At 51.5% G+C, this 17,673-nt stretch carries 20 protein-coding genes; 18 read left to right on the top strand and 2 right to left on the bottom strand.

What is annotated here, in order from left to right; genetic code table 11:
- Window positions 1-160: 160 nt before the first annotated feature.
- From polA to coaE, 3 genes are read left to right on the top strand one after another with little or no spacing between them, the layout of a single operon-like run.
- Window positions 161-2,758 (top strand): DNA polymerase I, encoded by a 2,598-nt coding sequence (polA, locus tag KNP85_RS09370; RefSeq protein WP_214714581.1) that lies wholly within the window; start codon window positions 161-163, stop codon window positions 2,756-2,758.
- A 20-nt stretch (window positions 2,759-2,778) separates the two neighbouring features.
- The gene (mutM, locus tag KNP85_RS09365) at window positions 2,779-3,603 is read left to right on the top strand and encodes a DNA-formamidopyrimidine glycosylase (protein WP_214714583.1); all 825 of its coding nucleotides are present in this window, start codon (window positions 2,779-2,781) and stop codon (window positions 3,601-3,603) included.
- A 12-nt stretch (window positions 3,604-3,615) separates the two neighbouring features.
- Complete coding sequence (coaE, locus tag KNP85_RS09360; RefSeq protein ID WP_214714585.1) at window positions 3,616-4,221, top strand: dephospho-CoA kinase; 606 nt, start codon at window positions 3,616-3,618, stop codon at window positions 4,219-4,221.
- A 17-nt stretch (window positions 4,222-4,238) separates the two neighbouring features.
- Here the strand turns inward: coaE and KNP85_RS09355 are convergent, their stop codons facing one another.
- Entirely contained in the window at window positions 4,239-4,721 is a 483-nt protein-coding gene (locus tag KNP85_RS09355; RefSeq protein ID WP_214714587.1) for a site-2 protease family protein, read from the bottom strand.
- Window positions 4,722-4,876: 155 nt separating this feature from the next.
- Here KNP85_RS09355 and KNP85_RS09350 point away from each other — a divergent pair, with 155 nt between their 5' ends.
- The 8 genes from KNP85_RS09350 to KNP85_RS09315 all read left to right on the top strand — a co-directional run bounded on the left by KNP85_RS09350 (window position 4,877) and on the right by KNP85_RS09315 (window position 13,030).
- Complete coding sequence (locus KNP85_RS09350; protein ID WP_058763986.1) at window positions 4,877-5,908, top strand: glyceraldehyde-3-phosphate dehydrogenase; 1,032 nt, start codon at window positions 4,877-4,879, stop codon at window positions 5,906-5,908.
- A 231-nt stretch (window positions 5,909-6,139) separates the two neighbouring features.
- The gene (gene speD / locus KNP85_RS09345; protein WP_029595188.1) at window positions 6,140-6,526 is read left to right on the top strand and encodes an adenosylmethionine decarboxylase; all 387 of its coding nucleotides are present in this window, start codon (window positions 6,140-6,142) and stop codon (window positions 6,524-6,526) included.
- Between the two features lie 111 nt (window positions 6,527-6,637).
- Window positions 6,638-7,009: a hypothetical protein gene (locus KNP85_RS09340; RefSeq protein ID WP_214714589.1), complete on the top strand. Its 372-nt coding sequence runs from the start codon at window positions 6,638-6,640 to the stop codon at window positions 7,007-7,009.
- A gap of 12 nt (window positions 7,010-7,021) precedes the next feature.
- Window positions 7,022-7,489, top strand: coding sequence for a transcriptional regulator NrdR (gene nrdR, locus KNP85_RS09335; protein ID WP_021065634.1), 468 nt, complete (start codon window positions 7,022-7,024; stop codon window positions 7,487-7,489).
- A gap of 42 nt (window positions 7,490-7,531) precedes the next feature.
- Window positions 7,532-8,884 carry a DnaD domain protein gene (locus KNP85_RS09330; protein WP_021065635.1) on the top strand — a complete coding sequence of 451 codons (1,353 nt, stop codon included), beginning with the start codon at window positions 7,532-7,534 and terminating at the stop codon, window positions 8,882-8,884.
- Between the two features lie 5 nt (window positions 8,885-8,889).
- On the top strand, window positions 8,890-9,804 hold the full coding sequence (gene dnaI / locus KNP85_RS09325; RefSeq protein ID WP_029595191.1) for a primosomal protein DnaI: 915 nt from the start codon (window positions 8,890-8,892) through the stop codon (window positions 9,802-9,804).
- Window positions 9,805-10,116: 312 nt separating this feature from the next.
- On the top strand, window positions 10,117-12,054 hold the full coding sequence (gene thrS, locus KNP85_RS09320; RefSeq protein WP_214714591.1) for a threonine--tRNA ligase: 1,938 nt from the start codon (window positions 10,117-10,119) through the stop codon (window positions 12,052-12,054).
- Window positions 12,055-12,166: 112 nt separating this feature from the next.
- Window positions 12,167-13,030, top strand: coding sequence for a DUF1002 domain-containing protein (locus tag KNP85_RS09315; RefSeq protein WP_031199847.1), 864 nt, complete (start codon window positions 12,167-12,169; stop codon window positions 13,028-13,030).
- Window positions 13,031-13,082: 52 nt separating this feature from the next.
- Here KNP85_RS09315 and KNP85_RS09310 read toward each other — a convergent pair whose 3' ends face one another.
- The gene (locus tag KNP85_RS09310) at window positions 13,083-13,292 is read right to left on the bottom strand and encodes a hypothetical protein (RefSeq protein ID WP_214714593.1); all 210 of its coding nucleotides are present in this window, start codon (window positions 13,290-13,292) and stop codon (window positions 13,083-13,085) included.
- Between the two features lie 338 nt (window positions 13,293-13,630).
- On the opposite strand from KNP85_RS09310, the gene infC reads away from it, so the two are divergent.
- The 7 genes from infC (at window position 13,631) to KNP85_RS09275 (ending at window position 17,472) form a co-directional block, all read left to right on the top strand.
- Window positions 13,631-14,161, top strand: a complete 531-nt coding sequence (infC, locus tag KNP85_RS09305) for a translation initiation factor IF-3 (protein WP_021065640.1) — start codon at window positions 13,631-13,633, stop codon at window positions 14,159-14,161.
- Between the two features lie 30 nt (window positions 14,162-14,191).
- Complete coding sequence (gene rpmI / locus KNP85_RS09300) at window positions 14,192-14,386, top strand: 50S ribosomal protein L35 (RefSeq protein WP_021065641.1); 195 nt, start codon at window positions 14,192-14,194, stop codon at window positions 14,384-14,386.
- 28 nt (window positions 14,387-14,414) lie between these two features.
- Window positions 14,415-14,774, top strand: a complete 360-nt coding sequence (gene rplT / locus KNP85_RS09295; protein WP_021065642.1) for a 50S ribosomal protein L20 — start codon at window positions 14,415-14,417, stop codon at window positions 14,772-14,774.
- An 86-nt stretch (window positions 14,775-14,860) separates the two neighbouring features.
- A complete protein-coding gene (locus KNP85_RS09290; RefSeq protein ID WP_021065643.1) occupies window positions 14,861-15,115 on the top strand; it encodes a hypothetical protein in 255 nt (84 codons plus the stop codon).
- A 23-nt stretch (window positions 15,116-15,138) separates the two neighbouring features.
- The gene (locus KNP85_RS09285; protein ID WP_029595195.1) at window positions 15,139-15,621 is read left to right on the top strand and encodes a dUTP diphosphatase; all 483 of its coding nucleotides are present in this window, start codon (window positions 15,139-15,141) and stop codon (window positions 15,619-15,621) included.
- A 23-nt stretch (window positions 15,622-15,644) separates the two neighbouring features.
- Window positions 15,645-16,724: a M42 family metallopeptidase gene (locus KNP85_RS09280; protein ID WP_021065645.1), complete on the top strand. Its 1,080-nt coding sequence runs from the start codon at window positions 15,645-15,647 to the stop codon at window positions 16,722-16,724.
- 1 nt (window position 16,725) lies between these two features.
- On the top strand, window positions 16,726-17,472 hold the full coding sequence (locus tag KNP85_RS09275) for a TrmH family RNA methyltransferase (protein WP_029595196.1): 747 nt from the start codon (window positions 16,726-16,728) through the stop codon (window positions 17,470-17,472).
- The last annotated feature ends 201 nt before the right edge of the window (window positions 17,473-17,673 follow it).

Genomic DNA, 17,673 nt, shown 5'->3' with positions numbered 1-17,673 from the left:
TCTATGGATGAGACCTCTTCATCATCTCGTGTCCCGATTGGTGCTCATCTCCACTCGATCGGGAAGATCGACCCTTTTCTAGTACCTAGAAAAGGGTCTTTTTTTTCGAACGCATGTACCCGTATGATATGATGGAACCAGATAGAATGGAGGTTGTCCAATGAATAAACTACTACTCCTTGACGGAAACTCACTCACGTATCGTGCCTTTTTCGCGTTGCCTCCGATGACGGATGCGAGCGGTCGAAACACGAACGCCGTGTACGGGTTCACGATGATGTTATTGAAGCTGATGGAAGACGAACAGCCGACACATTTCGCGGTCGCGTTCGATGCGTCGAAAAAGACGTTCCGCCACGACACGTATGCCGACTATAAAGGTGGACGGCAAAAGACACCGGGTGAGCTCCGCGAGCAATTCCCGATCGTCCGTGAGATTTGCGAGGCGTTCGGTATCAAAGTGCTTGAGCTCGACCAGTACGAGGCCGATGACATCATCGGGACGCTTTCAAAAAATACCGCGTTCGACCAAGTGACGGTCGTCACGGGTGATAAGGATTTACTGCAGTTGATTGACGACCGTGTCACCGTCTATTTGACAAAGCGCGGCATCACTGACGTCGAGACGATGGACGCAGCGGCGTTCCACGAGCGGTATGAGGGACTGAGTCCACTTCAAATGATTGATTTGAAAGGTCTGATGGGCGATAAATCCGATAACATCCCGGGCATCCCCGGTGTCGGTGAGAAGACGGCCCTCAAATTGCTCACAGCTTACGGTTCTGTGGAAGGCCTATATGAACATACGCATGAACTGAAAGGGAAACAAAAAGAGAAGGTCGAGGCGAACGAGCGGGAAGCGCTCATGTCGAAACAATTGGCGACGATTTATACCGACGTGCCGATTGACGTCACCATGGACGAGCTCACGTTCCATCCGTATGACGCTGGAAAAGTGAAGCCGTTGTTCATGAGCCTGCAGTTCAAGTCGCTTCTCGGGAAACTGAGTCTCGACGCGTCGAGCGAGGAAGCCGTGGAAGTACGTGATGTGAACCATATCGGGATTGACGAGCAAGATTTGACAGAAGCGGTCCTCTTCCTCGAGCAACTTCGCGACGATTATTTCGAAGAATCGGTCATTGGCGTGGCCATCGCTTCAAAAGCCGGGGTGACCGTCGGTGACGTGTCGCTCTTAGACGTGCCGGCTGTCCGCGAATGGCTGGCGGATGAAAACCGGGCCACGATTTGTCTCGATGCGAAACAGACGATCATTCAATTGAAACGCCACGGCGTGTCGCTCCGAGGCTACGAGGACTTGCTCGTCGCTGGCTATTTGCTCAACTTGTCGGGCGGGACGACGCTCGACTCGATTGCCGCTCATTTCGAATACGCGTTGCCGGAAGATGAGGCCGTGTATGGAAAAGGGGCAAAACTGCACGTGCCGGAACAAGACGTCCTCGAGCAACACCTCGGGGAGAAGGCGATGGCCATTTTGACGTTGTTCGTGAACGTCAGTAACGAGCTCGTCCAAAACGAACAGACATCGCTGTATGAAGATTTGGAACGGCCGCTCGCCTCGGTGCTCGCTGAGATGGAGTGGGCCGGGATTCACGTCGACGTGGCGACATTGAAGGTGATGGAAGACGATCTCCGCGAACGCTTGCTTCAACTCGAGACCGAAATTCACAGCCTCGCTGGCGAAGCGTTCAATATCAATTCACCGAAGCAACTCGGCGTCATCCTATTCGAGAAGTTGGCGTTGCCGCCGGTTAAGAAGACGAAGACGGGATACTCGACGGCGGCGGACGTGCTGGAAAAACTCGCACCGCTTCACCCGATCGTCGAACATATCATGCATTACCGTGAACTCGGAAAGTTGCAGTCGACGTACGTCGAAGGGCTACAAAAAGTCATCAAGGACGACGGGAAAATCCATACCCGTTACACGCAGACGTTGACGCAGACGGGACGGTTATCTTCGGTCAACCCGAACTTGCAAAATATCCCGATTCGCTTGGAAGAAGGACGTCGCATTCGTAAAGCGTTCACAGCGAGCGAGGCAGACTGGGTACTCTATGCGGTCGACTACTCGCAAATCGAGCTCCGCATCATGGCCCACATGTCACAAGATGAGAAAATGCTCGAGGCGTTCCTGCATGACGAGGATATTCATACGTCGACGGCAGCCAACGTGTTCCGGGTCGCCAAAGAAGAAGTGACGTCGCTCATGCGTCGTCAAGCGAAAGCGGTCAACTTCGGGATTATCTACGGCATCAGTGATTATGGGCTGTCGCAAAACCTCGGTATCAGCCGAAAAGAAGCGCAGGCGTTCATCGATACGTACTTCGAGCAATTCCCAGGAGTGAAACGGTTCATGGATGCCGCCATCGAACGGGCCCGGGAACACGGCTACGTCGAGACGATGTTGAAACGCCGCCGCAATATCCCGGACATCCATTCCCGCAACTTCAACTTGCGCGGTTTCGCCGAACGGACGGCCATCAATACGCCGATTCAAGGGACGGCAGCCGATATTATCAAGAAAGCGATGATTGACGTCGACGTGGCGCTCCGAGAGTCGGGACTTAAGTCGAAACTATTGCTTCAAGTCCACGATGAACTCATCTTCGAAGGGCCGAAAGAAGAGACGGAAGCGCTCGAAAAAATCGTCAAACAAGCGATGGAGCACACAATCACATTGGACGTCCCGCTCCGCGCGGACGGTTCGTTCGGTGAGACGTGGTTCGACACGAAATAAGATCGAGAAAGGAAATCAATATGCCTGAATTACCAGAAGTGGAGACGGTCTGTCGCCGATTGCGACCGTTCGTCTCCGGAAAAACGATTGCAAATGTCGAGGTGCTCGACGCGAAAATCATTCGGGGACACGAACCGGAGATTTGGAAACAACAGTTGCTCGACGAGACGATTCAAGACGTCGAGCGGCGTGGGAAATTTATTTTGTTCAAATTGACGAACGGATATCTCGTTTCGCATCTCCGAATGGAAGGGAAATTCTTCCCACATGACGAAATGGTCAATCCGGTCAAACATACGCACGTCGTCTTCACATTCACGGACGGGACGACGCTTCATTACAATGATGTCAGGAAGTTCGGCACGATGGAACTGAAGACGAATGACGACTTGTATGTGACACCGCCGCTGTCGTTGCTCGCACTTGAACCGTTCGATCCGGGAGTGACGGCAGAGACGCTCCACACCCGCTTGAAGCGGATGAATGTCCGTGCCATCAAGACGGCACTCCTCGACCAGTCGATTTTCGTCGGCCTCGGCAACATTTACGTCGATGAGACATTGTTCCGGGCCGGGGTCCATCCGACTCGTCCGGCGGCCTCGCTCTCGCTTGACGAGGTGCGCTTGGTGCATCAAGAAGCTGTGGCCGTGCTGTCAGAAGCGATTGAGCGCGGCGGGAGCACGATCCGAAGCTATACGAATCCGGATGGGGCGAGCGGAACGTATCAAGAGACGCTCTACGTGTATGGACAGACCGGTGAGCCGTGTAAACGATGCGGCCGACCGATTGAAAAGATGAAATTGGGCGGACGGGGCACGCACTACTGTCCGCACTGCCAACAGTAAGAGGTGGACATGATGTTGAAGATTGGTTTGACAGGTGGAATTGCGACAGGGAAGTCGACCGTATCCCGTCTGTTTCGAAAACAAGGAATCCCGATTATCGATGCCGATAAAATGGCACGGATCGTCATCGAGCCGGGAGGCAAGGCGTTCACGGCCGTTCGTGAGGCGTTCCCACAATGCTTCTCGGGCGACTCGTTGAACCGTCAGGCGCTCGGACGTGAGATTTTTCATGATGACGCCAAACGTCAGTTGCTGAATCAGCTCATGCATCCGGCCATCCGTGAGGAGATGCTCGAGGAGATGCGTGGCTATGAGACGGCAGGGGAAACGGTCGTCATATTCGACATCCCGCTCTTGTTCGAAGGGACGATGCGGGACCTCGTCGATTATACGGTCGTCGTCTATTGCCGGGAAGAGATTCAGTTGATGCGCCTCATGGAGCGGAACGGCTTGACGAAAGCTGAAGCGCTCGCGCGCATCCATGCCCAAATGCCGATTGAAGAGAAGAAGCAACAGGCTGATTTTTTAATCAACAACAACGGTGCCTTAGGCGATTTGTCGGCCCAAGTGGCCCGCCTCGTCGAACAATTTGAAGACATGAAAAAAGAAGGCGACTGAGCGCCTTCTTTTTTTGTTCAGTTCAACGGGTCTGAGTCTGGTCGGCCTTTCTTCCATGTATCGAAGATGGCTCGGCCGTCACTCGGATGACCGTTCGAATAATAAATCGGATAGAGCGAGAAGAAGACGTAATAAAACGAGAAGTACGCGAATTGATACGTATAAAGCGTCGGTTCAATCTCCCGCATCAAGATGAAGGCGTTCACAATCAAGATGCTCGATAGGTTGAAGATGGATCCGCCCGCGTAGACGATACTGCGGGTCAATCGGTTACTATATTTCAAATCGCTGAACTGACACCACGCGTCATAGAAGTAGACACGGTTGAATTGCAGGCGCCCGACTTTGAATAATTTTTTACCGGTCCCAATCTCCATATCGAGCGACCCCCCAAATAGTTTCGCAAAGAAGAAATGGCCGAATTGATGGATAATCGTCACTATCGGCAAAATGATGAAAAACGAGATGACAAATTTGTCTAAATCGGTCCAATCGAACATGCTGTCCTAGCTCCTTTCCAAGCTCTACACCAAATTTCCCTCTTTTTCAAATCTGAAACTGTAAAAAAGTGAAAGAAATGTGACGATTCATAGTGAAAACGCTTCCATTTTTCCGTTATAATGGTGTCGTAACGCAGAAAAAAGGGGGACTTTACATGGGGACGAAAGTTGCAATCAATGGATTTGGTCGAATCGGTAGAATGGTATTCCGAAAATTGATGCTCGAAGGGCGTCACGACGTTGTCGCCATCAATGCGAGTTATCCGGCGGAGACGCTCGCCCACTTGATTAAGCACGACACGGTCCACGGACCGTTCACACTCACGGTCCGGGCGCATGGGGATGCGCTTGAAGTTGATGGGAAGCGAATCATGCTCGTCTCCGAGCGTGATCCGGAGCGGTTGCCGTGGAATGAGCTCGGGGTTGAAATCGTCATCGAGGCGACTGGTAAATTCAATTCAGATGTCGGGGCGAAAAAACATTTGACGGCCGGTGCGAAGAAAGTTATTTTGACGGCACCAGGAAAAGGGGAGCTGCGGACGATTGTCATGGGGGTAAACGATCGTGATTATTTACCTGAGCACGATCACGTCATTTCGAACGCCTCGTGCACGACGAACTGCCTCGGTCCGGTCGTTAAAGTATTGGACTCGACGTTCGGAATCGAGACGGGGCTCGTCACGACCGTGCATGCCTATACGAATGATCAAAACAATATCGACAATCCGCATAAAGACCTACGGCGCGCTCGCGCTTGTGGTAGTTCCATTATACCGACTTCGACTGGGGCTGCCAAAGCCATCGGACTCGTCTTGCCTGAATTGCAAGGGAAGTTGAACGGGATGGCACTTCGCGTACCGACACCGAACGTCTCACTCGTCGACCTCGTCGTCGAGTTGCACCGTGACGTGACGGTCGATGAAGTGAATCAGGCGTTCGAGCGTGCCGCACATGGAGAGATGACGGGTATTCTCGGTGTCTCGAACGAACCGCTCGTCTCCATCGACTTCAACGGGGATGAACGTTCATCGATTATCGATGCCGATTCGACGATGGTGCTCGGGGGCAATCACGTCAAAGTACTCGCTTGGTACGATAACGAATGGGGCTATTCGTGCCGTGTCGTCGACTTGTTGGACATGGTCGCGAGCTACTTACAAATCGGACAACAAGAAACCCACGTCTGAAAAAATATATTTACACAAAAATATTTTTAAAGAATTGAAACAAATGTCTTGTATCGACGTCCCAAACGCGATACACTCTAACTCGTGAACTTCAATTGGTCTGACAAACGCAACTTAAAGGGTTAGGACCTCTTAGGACTAACTTGCCCCCGTGGTTGTGGGCGATTCAGGCACAAAGTGAGTGATCATCAACTACTTTGAGACCATTGATGTAAAGGGGGATCCACTAATATGGATACTATGGGACGTCACATTATTACAGAACTTTGGGAGTGCAATCCCGACAAATTGAACGATATCGACTACATCGAGCGCTTGTTCGTCGATGCAGCACTTCGTTCGGGCGCTGAAGTCCGCGAAGTCGCTTTCCACAAATTTGCGCCACACGGTGTAAGTGGAGTCGTTATCATCTCAGAATCACACTTAACGATTCACAGTTTCCCAGAGCATGGCTACGCATCAGTCGATGTGTTCACATGTGGGGACCGAATCGATCCGGCCACAGCTTCGCAGTACATCGCGGAAGGCTTGGAAGCAAAAGTTCGTGAGGATGTGAAACTTGATCGCGGAATGGGACCGATTCGTGTTCCGGAAGCACAAGTTGCAATCAGCAAATAATCAGATTGACCTTTTGAGGCTGGCCGAATTTCGGTCAGCCCTTTTAATTGTTTTGTTAACCGCTTAATTTTGATATGCTTAACCTATATAAATAAGGTGTCGAGGTGGATAATGGGATTATTGGATAAGTTTCAAACACATGTCCAGACGGACGATTCGCATAAAAATGAGGCGCTGCGCACACGTTATGTGGCGGCTTCGCCGACCGCCGTGCTCACGTGGCTCCGCGATCGGATTCAAACAGAAGGACAAACGGTTCGCCGTGTCGATCCAGACCGGGGCGAAGTGGCGTTTAATGGCGATGGCTGGGATGCACTGGCGACAGTCATTCAAGTGGATGGCGGACGCACGGCTGTCGACTTCACGTTGAACCGTGACCAGATGCTCGGGCCGGACCTTGGTCAAATCGTTACCACATACTATGAGGCGCTGCAAGTGAAGTTCCCGCTCCGCGCCATCGGGAATCAATCTGTCGAACGATAAGGAGGGCTGAGCATGCGTTGTCCTAAATGCGATCATAATGGAACGAGAGTGCTCGACTCCCGACCAGTACAAGATTTCTATTCGATTCGTCGCCGTCGCGAATGCGAGGAGTGCGGCTATCGCTTCACCACGTTTGAAACGGTCGAACAGACCCCGCTCATCATCGTTAAAAAAGACGGGAATCGGGAAGAGTTCAGCCGGGAGAAAGTACTTCGCGGGATTATTCGGGCGTGTGAGAAACGACCGGTCACGCTAGAGCAACTCGAAGGCGTGGTCACGAAAGTCGAACAACAGTTACGCGCGCTCGGTCAGTCCGAGATTCCGAGTGAGCAAGTCGGTGAGCTCGTGATGAATGAATTGGCACGTGTCGATGAAGTGGCCTACGTCCGCTTCGCGTCCGTCTATCGCCAGTTCAAAGATATCTCTGTGTTCTTTAAAGAACTTGAAGATTTAATGAAGCAAGAAAAATCGACCAACTAGAGTGGCGGCCTGCTGGTCGCCTTTTTTCAGGGGAGACCTATCATGGAAAAAGAACGAATCTTGTACGGGACTGACGAACTGTTGATTATGAGCACTGGGCTCATCGATCGCGAGTCGTATCAGTCGTTGTACCACTTATATCAGCCGGTCATCGGTGTGAAGGCACTTGCGATGTATCAGACGCTTTGGAGCGAGCTGAAGCCCGGGAAGATGAAATCGAATTATATGTCGCACAGCGCGCTCTGTGAAATGCTCGATTACTCGATTAACGAGCTGACGGACTGTCTGTTCCGGCTCGAGGCGATCGGTCTCGTCCGGACGTATAAGACGAAAGATGAGCGTTTGACCCAGTACGTATATCAACTGCGTGTCCCGCTCGCACCCCATACGTTCTTGAACGACGGACTGTTGTCGAGTTTTCTCTTCTATAAAGTCGGGGAAGTTCGCTTTAAACAGTTACAAGGACGATTCACGATCGATCCATTGCCGGCCGGGATTATCGAGGTGACGAAAGACTTTAATGAAGTGTTCGACGTCAAAGGCGTCAATCATATGGCGTTCACCCAAAAGAACTACGAGAAACCTGACCGCGCAAAAATCGAGATCAACTATACGTTCGATATGGAAATCGTCAAAAAACTGACGAACTTCCCCGTCGGCTTCTTTACGAAGAAGCTCGATGAGACAATCACGAAGCTTGCCTACGTCTCACAAATCGATGAAGAGACGATGGCCGAGATGTTGAAGGAGTATTTCGTCCACGAGGCGTATCTACCACTCAGCGAGCAAGAGAAACGCGACGGCTGCCGCCAAATGGTGTTGCAGTTGAAGAAGAAACAAACGCGCCATCGGAAAGTGAAGTCGGACGAGACGGTAAAAGCAGAAATCGGTGATTTGCATGACGTGACGGTCATGGAAGAAGCGCATCCGCATCAATACGTGTCGACGTTACGGAAGACGCCACAACTGTCGAAGAGTGACGAGCAACTCATTATCGATCTCGTCGATACGCTCGGGCTCGCGCCAAGTGTCATCAATGCATTGTTCTATTACTGTATCGAAGTGAAGAAGCAGACGCGGCTCAGTGAGAACTATGTCATGCGGATCGCGACGAGTTGGAAGACGGCGGGCTATTTAAACGCCAAAGACGCGTTGGAACAAGAAGCGACACAAGATGCGCTCATCGAGAAGAAACAGCAGAAACGGGAGAACGTGCAACAGCGGACGACCGTCGGCTCGAGACGCAAAGACAAGACCGAGATGCCAAAATGGCTCGAAGACGAGGCGAAAGAGCAACGGACGTACGATCAAAAACGAAAACAAGAGCTCGAGGCATCGGTCCCAGACGACGCGGAACTCGTTAAGCTGTTGAATGAATTGAAAGAGAAAGGATGAGGGACATGGAACGCATCAATCAAACGCTCGCCCAAATGATGAACCGGAAAGAAGTGCGGGAAGCGTACGAATCGATTCGCCGGCGCACCCTCGAACATCCAGAAGTCGTCGCTTTTTTAAAGGCACATCCGGAGTTAGACGAGACGGCGGTCGAGGTCGGCTTTACGAAGCTCAGTGAATATGCGGAACAGATGGACGGTAAGAAGCTCATCGAGGAGCAAGCCGTCATCCCGGGCCATCAGCCAGTGCTCTATGTCGACCTCGGTCAAATCGCAATCCGTTATGAAGAGACGGTGAAGCATCGTCAAGCACGGCGCCAAAAAGAGATGGACCGGAAGTTCAAGAGCCTATTCTTGCCGGAAGAAGTGCGAGAGGCGAGCTTTGAATCGTTCGACTGGTCCGATGACGCCCGTAAAATCGCACTCCGTGAATCGATGCGGTTCGTCTCAGGCATGAAGACCCGCCAAAAAGTGAACGGTTTATACCTTCACGGTAGCTTCGGCGTCGGGAAGACGTACTTGCTCGCGGCGATCGCCAACGAACTGAAAGTGGCGGACATCGAGACGATCCTTGTCCACGCCCCGGGATTCGTCTCGGAAGCGAAACGGAAAATCCGGACCGACTCGTTCGATTCGTTTTTGACGTCATTCCAACACGTGCCGGTGCTATTGATTGATGACATCGGGGCCGAGGCGATCAGTCCGTGGGTACGGGATGAACTGTTCGGGATCATCTTGCAGTATCGCATGATGCATCGCTTGCCGACGCTTTACAGCTCGAACTTCAGCGGAGAAGAGCTCGAGACCCACTTCTCGATCGACGGTTCGCCACAGAACAAAATGAAGGCGCAGCGGCTCATGCAACGCATCTCGACGACGACGACGCAAATCGAGTTAAAAGGTGAGAATCGACGGCGGTAAAGGGATTGTATTTCTGGAACGAGTTGACTATACTAATAAGCATATAACCGATGCATTGAAGAGGACATGAGACGTCGTAACGGGTTTCAAAGCGAGGGAAGGCTGGTGAGAGCTTCCTAAACACGCCGATCGCCTTACTCCCTCAGAGCACCGTACGGGTCAATCGTGCGGCGATTCACACTCGTTATCGTGTGTTCGAGCCAAGCGGATCGCTTGGGAACGAGGGTGGTACCACGAGAATCAAAGCTCGTCCCTTTCATAGGGATGGGCTTTTTTTATTTTCTTTTAAATGTAGAGAGGGGAAGTTGACACATGATTCAATTGACATTTCCAGATGGGGCCGTCAAGGAGTTTGAGGCCGGCATCACAGCAGAAGAAGTAGCGGGTTCAATCAGTCCAGGACTTCGTAAAAAAGCAATCGCCGCCAAAATCGATGGTGAGATGATCGATTACCGTCGTCCGATTGAACACGACGGTAAAATCGAGCTCGTCATGCCCGACTCAGAAGACGGCATCGATTTGATGCGCCACTCGTCAGCCCACTTGATGGCCCAAGCCATCAAACGGTTGTACGGCGAAGAAGGTAGCATCTACCTCGGCATCGGACCGACAATCGAGAACGGGTTCTATTACGACATCGAGATGGATCGCCGCATCAACGAGGAAGACCTTCCAGAAATCGAGAAGATGATGAAACGAATCGTCGACGAGAACTTGGACATCACACGCGAAGTCGTCTCGCGCGACGAAGCGCTCGAGCGCTACAAACAGCTCGGGGACCCACTCAAAATCGAATTGATTGAAGATATCCCGGCGAGCGAGACGCTCACGATTTACCATCAAGGCGAATTCTTCGACTTGTGCCGCGGACCGCACGTCCCGTCGACATCGAAATTGAAAGTGTTCAAGTTGATGAGTGTGGCCGGTGCTTACTGGCGCGGCGACTCGGACAACAAAATGCTCCAGCGGATTTACGGAACGGCGTTCGCGACGAAAGAACAACTCGCGGAGCACCTGCGTCTATTGGAAGAAGCGAAAGAGCGCGATCACCGCAAGCTCGGGAAAGAACTCGATCTCTTCTTCGTGTCGCAAGAAGTCGGCCAAGGTTTGCCGATGTGGCTTCCGAAAGGTGCCTCGATTCGTCGTACGGTCGAACGTTATATCGTCGACAAAGAGCTCGAACTCGGGTATCAGCACGTCTACACACCGGTCCTCGGTTCGGTCGACCTGTATAAGACATCGGGGCACTGGGATCACTATCAAGACGATATGTTCCCGAAAATGGAGATGGACAACGAAGAACTCGTCCTTCGTCCGATGAACTGTCCGCACCACATGACGATCTATAAACATGAGCCGCGCTCATACCGCGAACTCCCGCTTCGTATCGCCGAGCTCGGCGGTATGCACCGTTACGAGATGTCAGGGGCGCTCACAGGCCTCCAACGCGTCCGTTACATGGTGTTAAACGACGGGCATACGTTCGTCACACCGGAGCAGATGAAACAAGAGTTCAAAGATATCGTCCATTTGATTCAAGAAGTGTACGCTGACTTTGGCATCAAGGATTATCGCTTCCGCTTGTCGTACCGTGACCCGGCCGATAAAGAGAAGTACTTCGACAACGATGCGATTTGGGAAACAGCCCAACGTCAATTGAAAGAGACGATGGATGAGCTCGGTCTCCCGTATTTCGAAGCGGAAGGCGAAGCGGCGTTCTACGGACCGAAGCTTGACGTCCAAGTCCGCACAGCGCTCGGCAAAGAAGAGACGTTGTCGACGGTCCAACTCGACTTCTTGCTCCCTGAGCGATTCGACTTGACGTACACAGGACCAGACGGCAAAGACCATCGCCCGATCGTCCTTCACCGTGGTGTCGTCTCGACGATGGAGCGTTTCGTCGCTTACTTGATCGAAGAGTATAAAGGAGCGTTCCCGACATGGCTCGCCCCGGTTCAAGTCAAATTGATTCCTGTCTCGCACGTTCACGACGAATATGTCGCAGAAGTGAAGGCAGAGCTCGTCAAGCGCGGTGTCCGTGTCGAAACGGACCTCCGTGACGAGAAGCTCGGCTATAAGATCCGAGAAGCACAGATGAAGAAAATCCCGATGACACTCGTCCTCGGTGATAAAGAGCGCGATGAGCGTGCGGTCAACATCCGCCGCTATGGACAGCAAGAACAAGTATCGGCCACACTCGATGCGTTCTTGGCATCCCTCACAGAAGAAATCGCGAACCGTTCACGTTAATCGGTCGACCATCCTTCGCCGGAAGGGTGGTCGTTTTTTCGGTCTCAAGACGGATGCGGAACGGATGATGGAAACGTAAGGTAGAAGAAAGGAGTGATTCATTTTGAATTATATGAAACCATTAGTGGCGTTGACGATCGGTTCGGTCGTCGCGACAAGCATGATTCCAAAAGTAAACGCAGAAGCCATCGTCGATGACACGATTGTCACACTCGGTGAATCATTATCAGCCAGCCAACGGGATTGGGTGCTCGAACGAGTTGAGGCACCGGCTGGAATTGAACCGATCATCACGACCGCGGCCGATGAAGATAAGTACTTAGGGGATGCCGTCCCACAAGCACAACGCGGCGGGGGTATGTATTCATCAGCCCGTATCAAACTGACTGACGGGACTGGACTCGATATCAAAACGGAAAACGTGACATGGGTCACCGAAGATATGTATGCGAACGCGCTCGTGACCGCCGGTGTCACCGATGCCGACATATACATCACATCTCCGATTCGTGTCACCGGGACGTCGGCCTTGACGGGCATCATGAAAGCGTACGATCAGACAGCGGAAGAGACAGGCATTCAATTGTCCGAAGAGCGGAAAGACTTGGCGCAGGAAGAACTGGCTGTCACGTCTGAAATCGGGAAGACAGTTGGTCAAGAAGATGTGGCCGGTCTCATGAACGAGATTAAAGCTGAGATTGCGAACAAGGCACCGGAGACGAACATCGAGATTCGCGATATCGTCATCCAAGTGTTGAATCAAAACAACGTCCAATTGTCTGATACGCAGTTGACGCAATTGACGACGCTGTTCGAGAACATGCAGCAAGCGAACCTGGACTGGGGAGCGATCAGCAACGGGCTACAAGGGGCCGGACAAGACGTCCAGGCGTTCCTCGAGACCGAGGAAGTTCAAGGTTTCTTCGCCCGCTTGTTCGAAGCACTCAGCAACTTCTTCAAATCATTAACGAATTGATCGACGTTGACCACGTGACAGATGGTATTGAAAAAAGGGCGAGCGCCCTTTTTCAATACCATCGTTTATGGATATAGTCGCGAGCGGACTCATGGTCGTCGACAATCTTCAACGTGATTCGGTTCATTTCTTCTAATAAGTCCGTCAAAATCGCTTCGAGCTTGGCATCACTCACCTCATGGTGGCGCATCGTCTCTTGTACGATGTGTTTGATTTGGTCGTGATAATCATGGTCGCCTTTCACTTGCTTTCTCCAAGACACGGTCCATCCCTCCTTTTTTATTTTATTCCCTTGGAAAAGGTATTGCGAAACAGCGAAATGACTGTTATCATCATAAAAGTGTGAGCTACCAATTATTCATGCGCGAATTCTTGACATCTTAATCCTATTGGTGTTAAGATGACATAGTGATTAAATACAACAAAGCAGAAGCGCCCGCTTCTCACCTCGTCCGAACAGATTCGGTCAGGTCCATCATGTACGTGAAGCAGTCGAGCCTTGGTCTCTACTGTCTCCGAAATGATGTGTGGGCGGGAAACTGCCGACGCTTTTTTTATTGCCATGTTGTCTTATCAATCTAAAACTCGTGCAACCGCACGATGGAGGTGCTAACCATTAGCAAAGAGCTCTTTATCAACGAAAACATTCGTGCCCGTGAAGTTCGCTTAATTGGAGCGGACGGTGCACAACTCGGTGTGCAATCGCGTAATGAAGCATTACGTTTAGCAGAAGAGGCTGAACTCGATCTCGTCTTGGTCGCCGATAAAGCTAACCCACCGGTCGCTAAAATTATGGACTATGGGAAATACCGTTTCGAACTCCAGAAAAAGGAGAAAGAAGCGCGTAAAAACCAAAAAGTCATCCAATTGAAAGAAGTGCGCCTCAGCCCGACAATCGAGGAAAACGATTTCCAAACGAAATTGCGTAACGCTCGCAAATTCCTTGAAAATGGTAACAAAGTGAAAGCGTCGATCCGTTTCCGCGGACGCGCCATCACACACTCGGAAATCGGCCGACGCGTCATGGAGAAATTGGCGGCGGAATGTGCCGACTTGGCAACAGTTGAGCAAAAGCCGAAGATGGAAGGACGCAGCATGTTCTTAGTGCTGGCTCCGAAGAAAGAAGATTAATCATCGAGTCATAGTGGGGAGGAAATACTCATGCCGAAAATGAAATCGCACCGTGGTGCTTCTAAACGTTTCAAACGTACTGCATCAGGTAAACTCAAGCGTTCACACGCTTACACAAGTCACTTGTTTGGTAACAAATCGACTAAAGCGAAACGTAAGCTCCGTAAAGGTGCTATCGTCTCAGCTGGAGACTTCAAACGCATTCGCAACATGATCGCGAAGTAATACAGAAAGAATTTAGGAGGGAAACCATATGCCACGCGTAAAAGGCGGTTATACGACTCGTCAACGTCGTAAAAAGCAAATCAAGCTTGCCAAAGGTTATTTTGGCTCGAAACACATTCTATTTAAAGTAGCAAAACAACAAGTCATGAAGTCACTCATGTACGCTTACCGTGACCGTCGTCAAAAGAAACGTGATTTCCGTCGTCTTTGGATCACACGTATCAATGCGGCAGCACGCACAAACGGTCTTTCATACAGCCGTATGATGCACGGCCTCAAGCTTGCAGGAATCGACATCAACCGTAAGATGCTTGCTGAGCTTGCTGTGACAGATGCACAGGCATTCGCGTCACTTGCTGATACAGCTAAATCAAAATTGAACGCGTAATCGTTCAATCGACAGCGCCGAGACCTTATCTCGGCGCTTTCTTTTTTCTGATTTATTCCTTAAACTTAAGATAAGGAGGGCGGACTATGAATCCATCTGTTTTGGCCATCGTCGCGTTGGCACTCATCGTCTTGAACGTCTACACCTATTTGCAGGCGAAACGGTACACGCTCGGCGAAGGTGATTTCAACGTCTTATATGCTTATGCCGGCGGTGCGATCGGTGCTCTGTTCGGGCTTCATTTGACGCGGAAAAAGGCGGTTCATGCCCCAAAAAGCGTTCAAATACAAGTATTGATTTTGGCAGTCGGCTGGTCTTTAATGATTTTAGTACTGCTTTGAATGCAGAATAGGAGGAGCAACCGGTGAACTGGACAACATTATTTGATCGGCAGCGTGAATTAGATGAGCGGATCAAAGAAGAACATCAACTATCCGGGAACCAATTTGATGAGCGGCTACTCGCTTTGCTCGTCGAACTCGGTGAACTCGCCAATGAGACCCGTAGCTTTAAATTTTGGTCAACGAAGGGCCCGTCGCCTCAAGACGTGATCTTAGAAGAGTATGTCGACGGCATTCATTTCTTATTGTCGCTCGGTCTTGCCCTCGGGTATGAACGCGATTCGTTCCCAGCAGGTAGCTCGTATCTTGATGCGACTGACGCTTTTTTAGACGTGTTCCGCAAAGTGACGAACTTTGGTTTGTCGAAGACGGAACCGATGTACGAGACGCTGATGGCGGCTTATCTCGAACTTGGCTATACGCTCGGCATCAACGAAGAGTTGATGGTGATGGCGTATATGGCAAAAAATGAAAAGAACCATGAGCGACAAAATCAAGGTTACTAATCGAAACGAAGGAGCGATGTCCCATGAACGAATCATTACATATGCTGAAACGCTTGACGGATGCCACCGGTGTCCCGGGAAATGAAGGAGAAGTCCGCTCATTGATGCGCGAATACTTGGAGCCTCACGTGGAAGCGTTCGAACAAGACGGGTTAGGCAGTCTGTTTGGACGGGTGACGGGCAACGCGGATGGACCGCGTGTCATGATTGCCGGCCATATGGATGAAGTCGGCTTCATGGTGACACGAATCGAAGAAGGGGGCTTCTTACGTTTCCAAGCGCTCGGTGGCTGGTGGAACCAAGTATTGCTCGCGCAACGCATGGACGTCGTCACACGCTCAGGCGAAAAAATCCCTGGAGTCATCGGTGCGAAACCGCCGCACGTGCTTCCGCTCGAGGCGCGCAAGAAACCTGTCGAGATTAAAGACATGTTCCTCGATATCGGTGCGACGTCGAAAGATCAAGTCGCGGAGTGGGGCATTCGCCCGGGCGATACGGTCGTCCCACACTGTGAGTTCACGGTCATGAAAAATGAAGACTTCTTGATGGCCAAAGCGTGGGATAACCGAATCGGTTGTGCCATCGCCATCGAGGCGGCGAAACGATTGAAAGACGACGAAGTTCCGGGTGTTGTCTTTACTGGAGCGACGGTCCAAGAAGAAGTCGGGTTGCGCGGTGCCGTCACGGCTGCCAACTTGGTCAAACCGGACGTCGCCATCGCCGTCGATACGGGTATTCCTGGAGATACACCAGGGATGACACCGGCAGAAGGATTGTCGAAACTCGGGGAAGGCGTTCAAGTCATCTTCTTCGATGCGACGACCATCACGAACCCGCGCCTCATCGATTTGATCGTCGAAGTGGCGAAAGAGAACGACATCAAGTACCAATTGGATTTGACGCCGGGCGGTGGAACGGACGCTGGCCGCTTCCATTTGGCAGGTGTCGGGATGCCGGCCGTCGCGCTCACGGTACCGGTCCGTTATTTGCATACGAATGTCTCAATCATTCACAAAGCAGATTATGAAGCAGCCGTCGATTTGGTCGTAGCGCTCACGAAACGACTCGACCACGAAACGGTTCAATGGTTGAAAGAGGGATAATATGACGAAAATCACGTCTACGAAAAGTGAGACGATTAAGCGCTTAAAGCGTTTGATGACGAAAAAAGGCAGACAAGAGTCCGGACAATTTTTGGTCGAAGGCGAGCATTTGGTCGACGAGGCCATCCGTGCCGGACGTCTCGTCCAGCTGATTATGGGGGAGTCGTATACCCCGAAAGGATCATGGCGCCTTGATGAGATGCCTGTCCTCGAACTATCCGACCATGTGGCCGATTTGTTATCAGAGACGGAGAAAACGCAAGGTGTGTTCGCTGTCGTCAAGATGGCCCCGGTCGAACGAAAGATGAAACATGTGCTCGTCCTCGATCGCATCCAAGACCCAGGTAACCTTGGGACGATGATTCGGACGGCGGACGCGGCCGGCTTTGATACGGTCCTTCTCGGCAAAGGGACGGTCGACCCGTTCAATGCCAAAGTCGTGCGCGCGACACAAGGTTCTTTGTTCCACGTCAACGTGAGCTCGGTCGATTTGCTCGAGACGTTGCCTGAATTGAAGAACGAAGGCTTCCAGATTTACGGCACGGCTCTCGCGAAAGCGACATCGTACGAGCAAGTCGATTTTAGTGAGAAGGTCGCGCTCGTCATCGGCAACGAGGCACAAGGCGTACATCAAGACGTGCTCGACTTGTGTGACACGCGTGTCCATATCCCGGTTCTCGGCGATGCCGAATCGTTGAATGCGGCCGTCGCGGCCGGTATTCTCATGTATCGGATTGCGCTACAATAACCTTGTCAGCACTGACAAATCGTGATAGGTTAATTACATCGAACATAATATCGAATAGACGTTGAAAGAGCATAGTACGCGAACTACCGAACGAGTACAGGGAGCATGGGCCGAGACTGCGAGCCGATGCCTTGGGCGGCGCTGAATTCACTCTCGAGTCGTGTTGGAGACAACACCGAAGTAGCATCCCGATACCGATGC

Origin of the sequence: Exiguobacterium sp. s194 (genome assembly GCF_018618275.1) — a bacterium.
Classification (GTDB): domain Bacteria; phylum Bacillota; class Bacilli; order Exiguobacteriales; family Exiguobacteriaceae; genus Exiguobacterium; species Exiguobacterium chiriqhucha.
The sequence above is the reverse complement of the archived record's forward strand: the minus strand, read 5'-3'. Positions and strand labels throughout refer to the sequence as shown.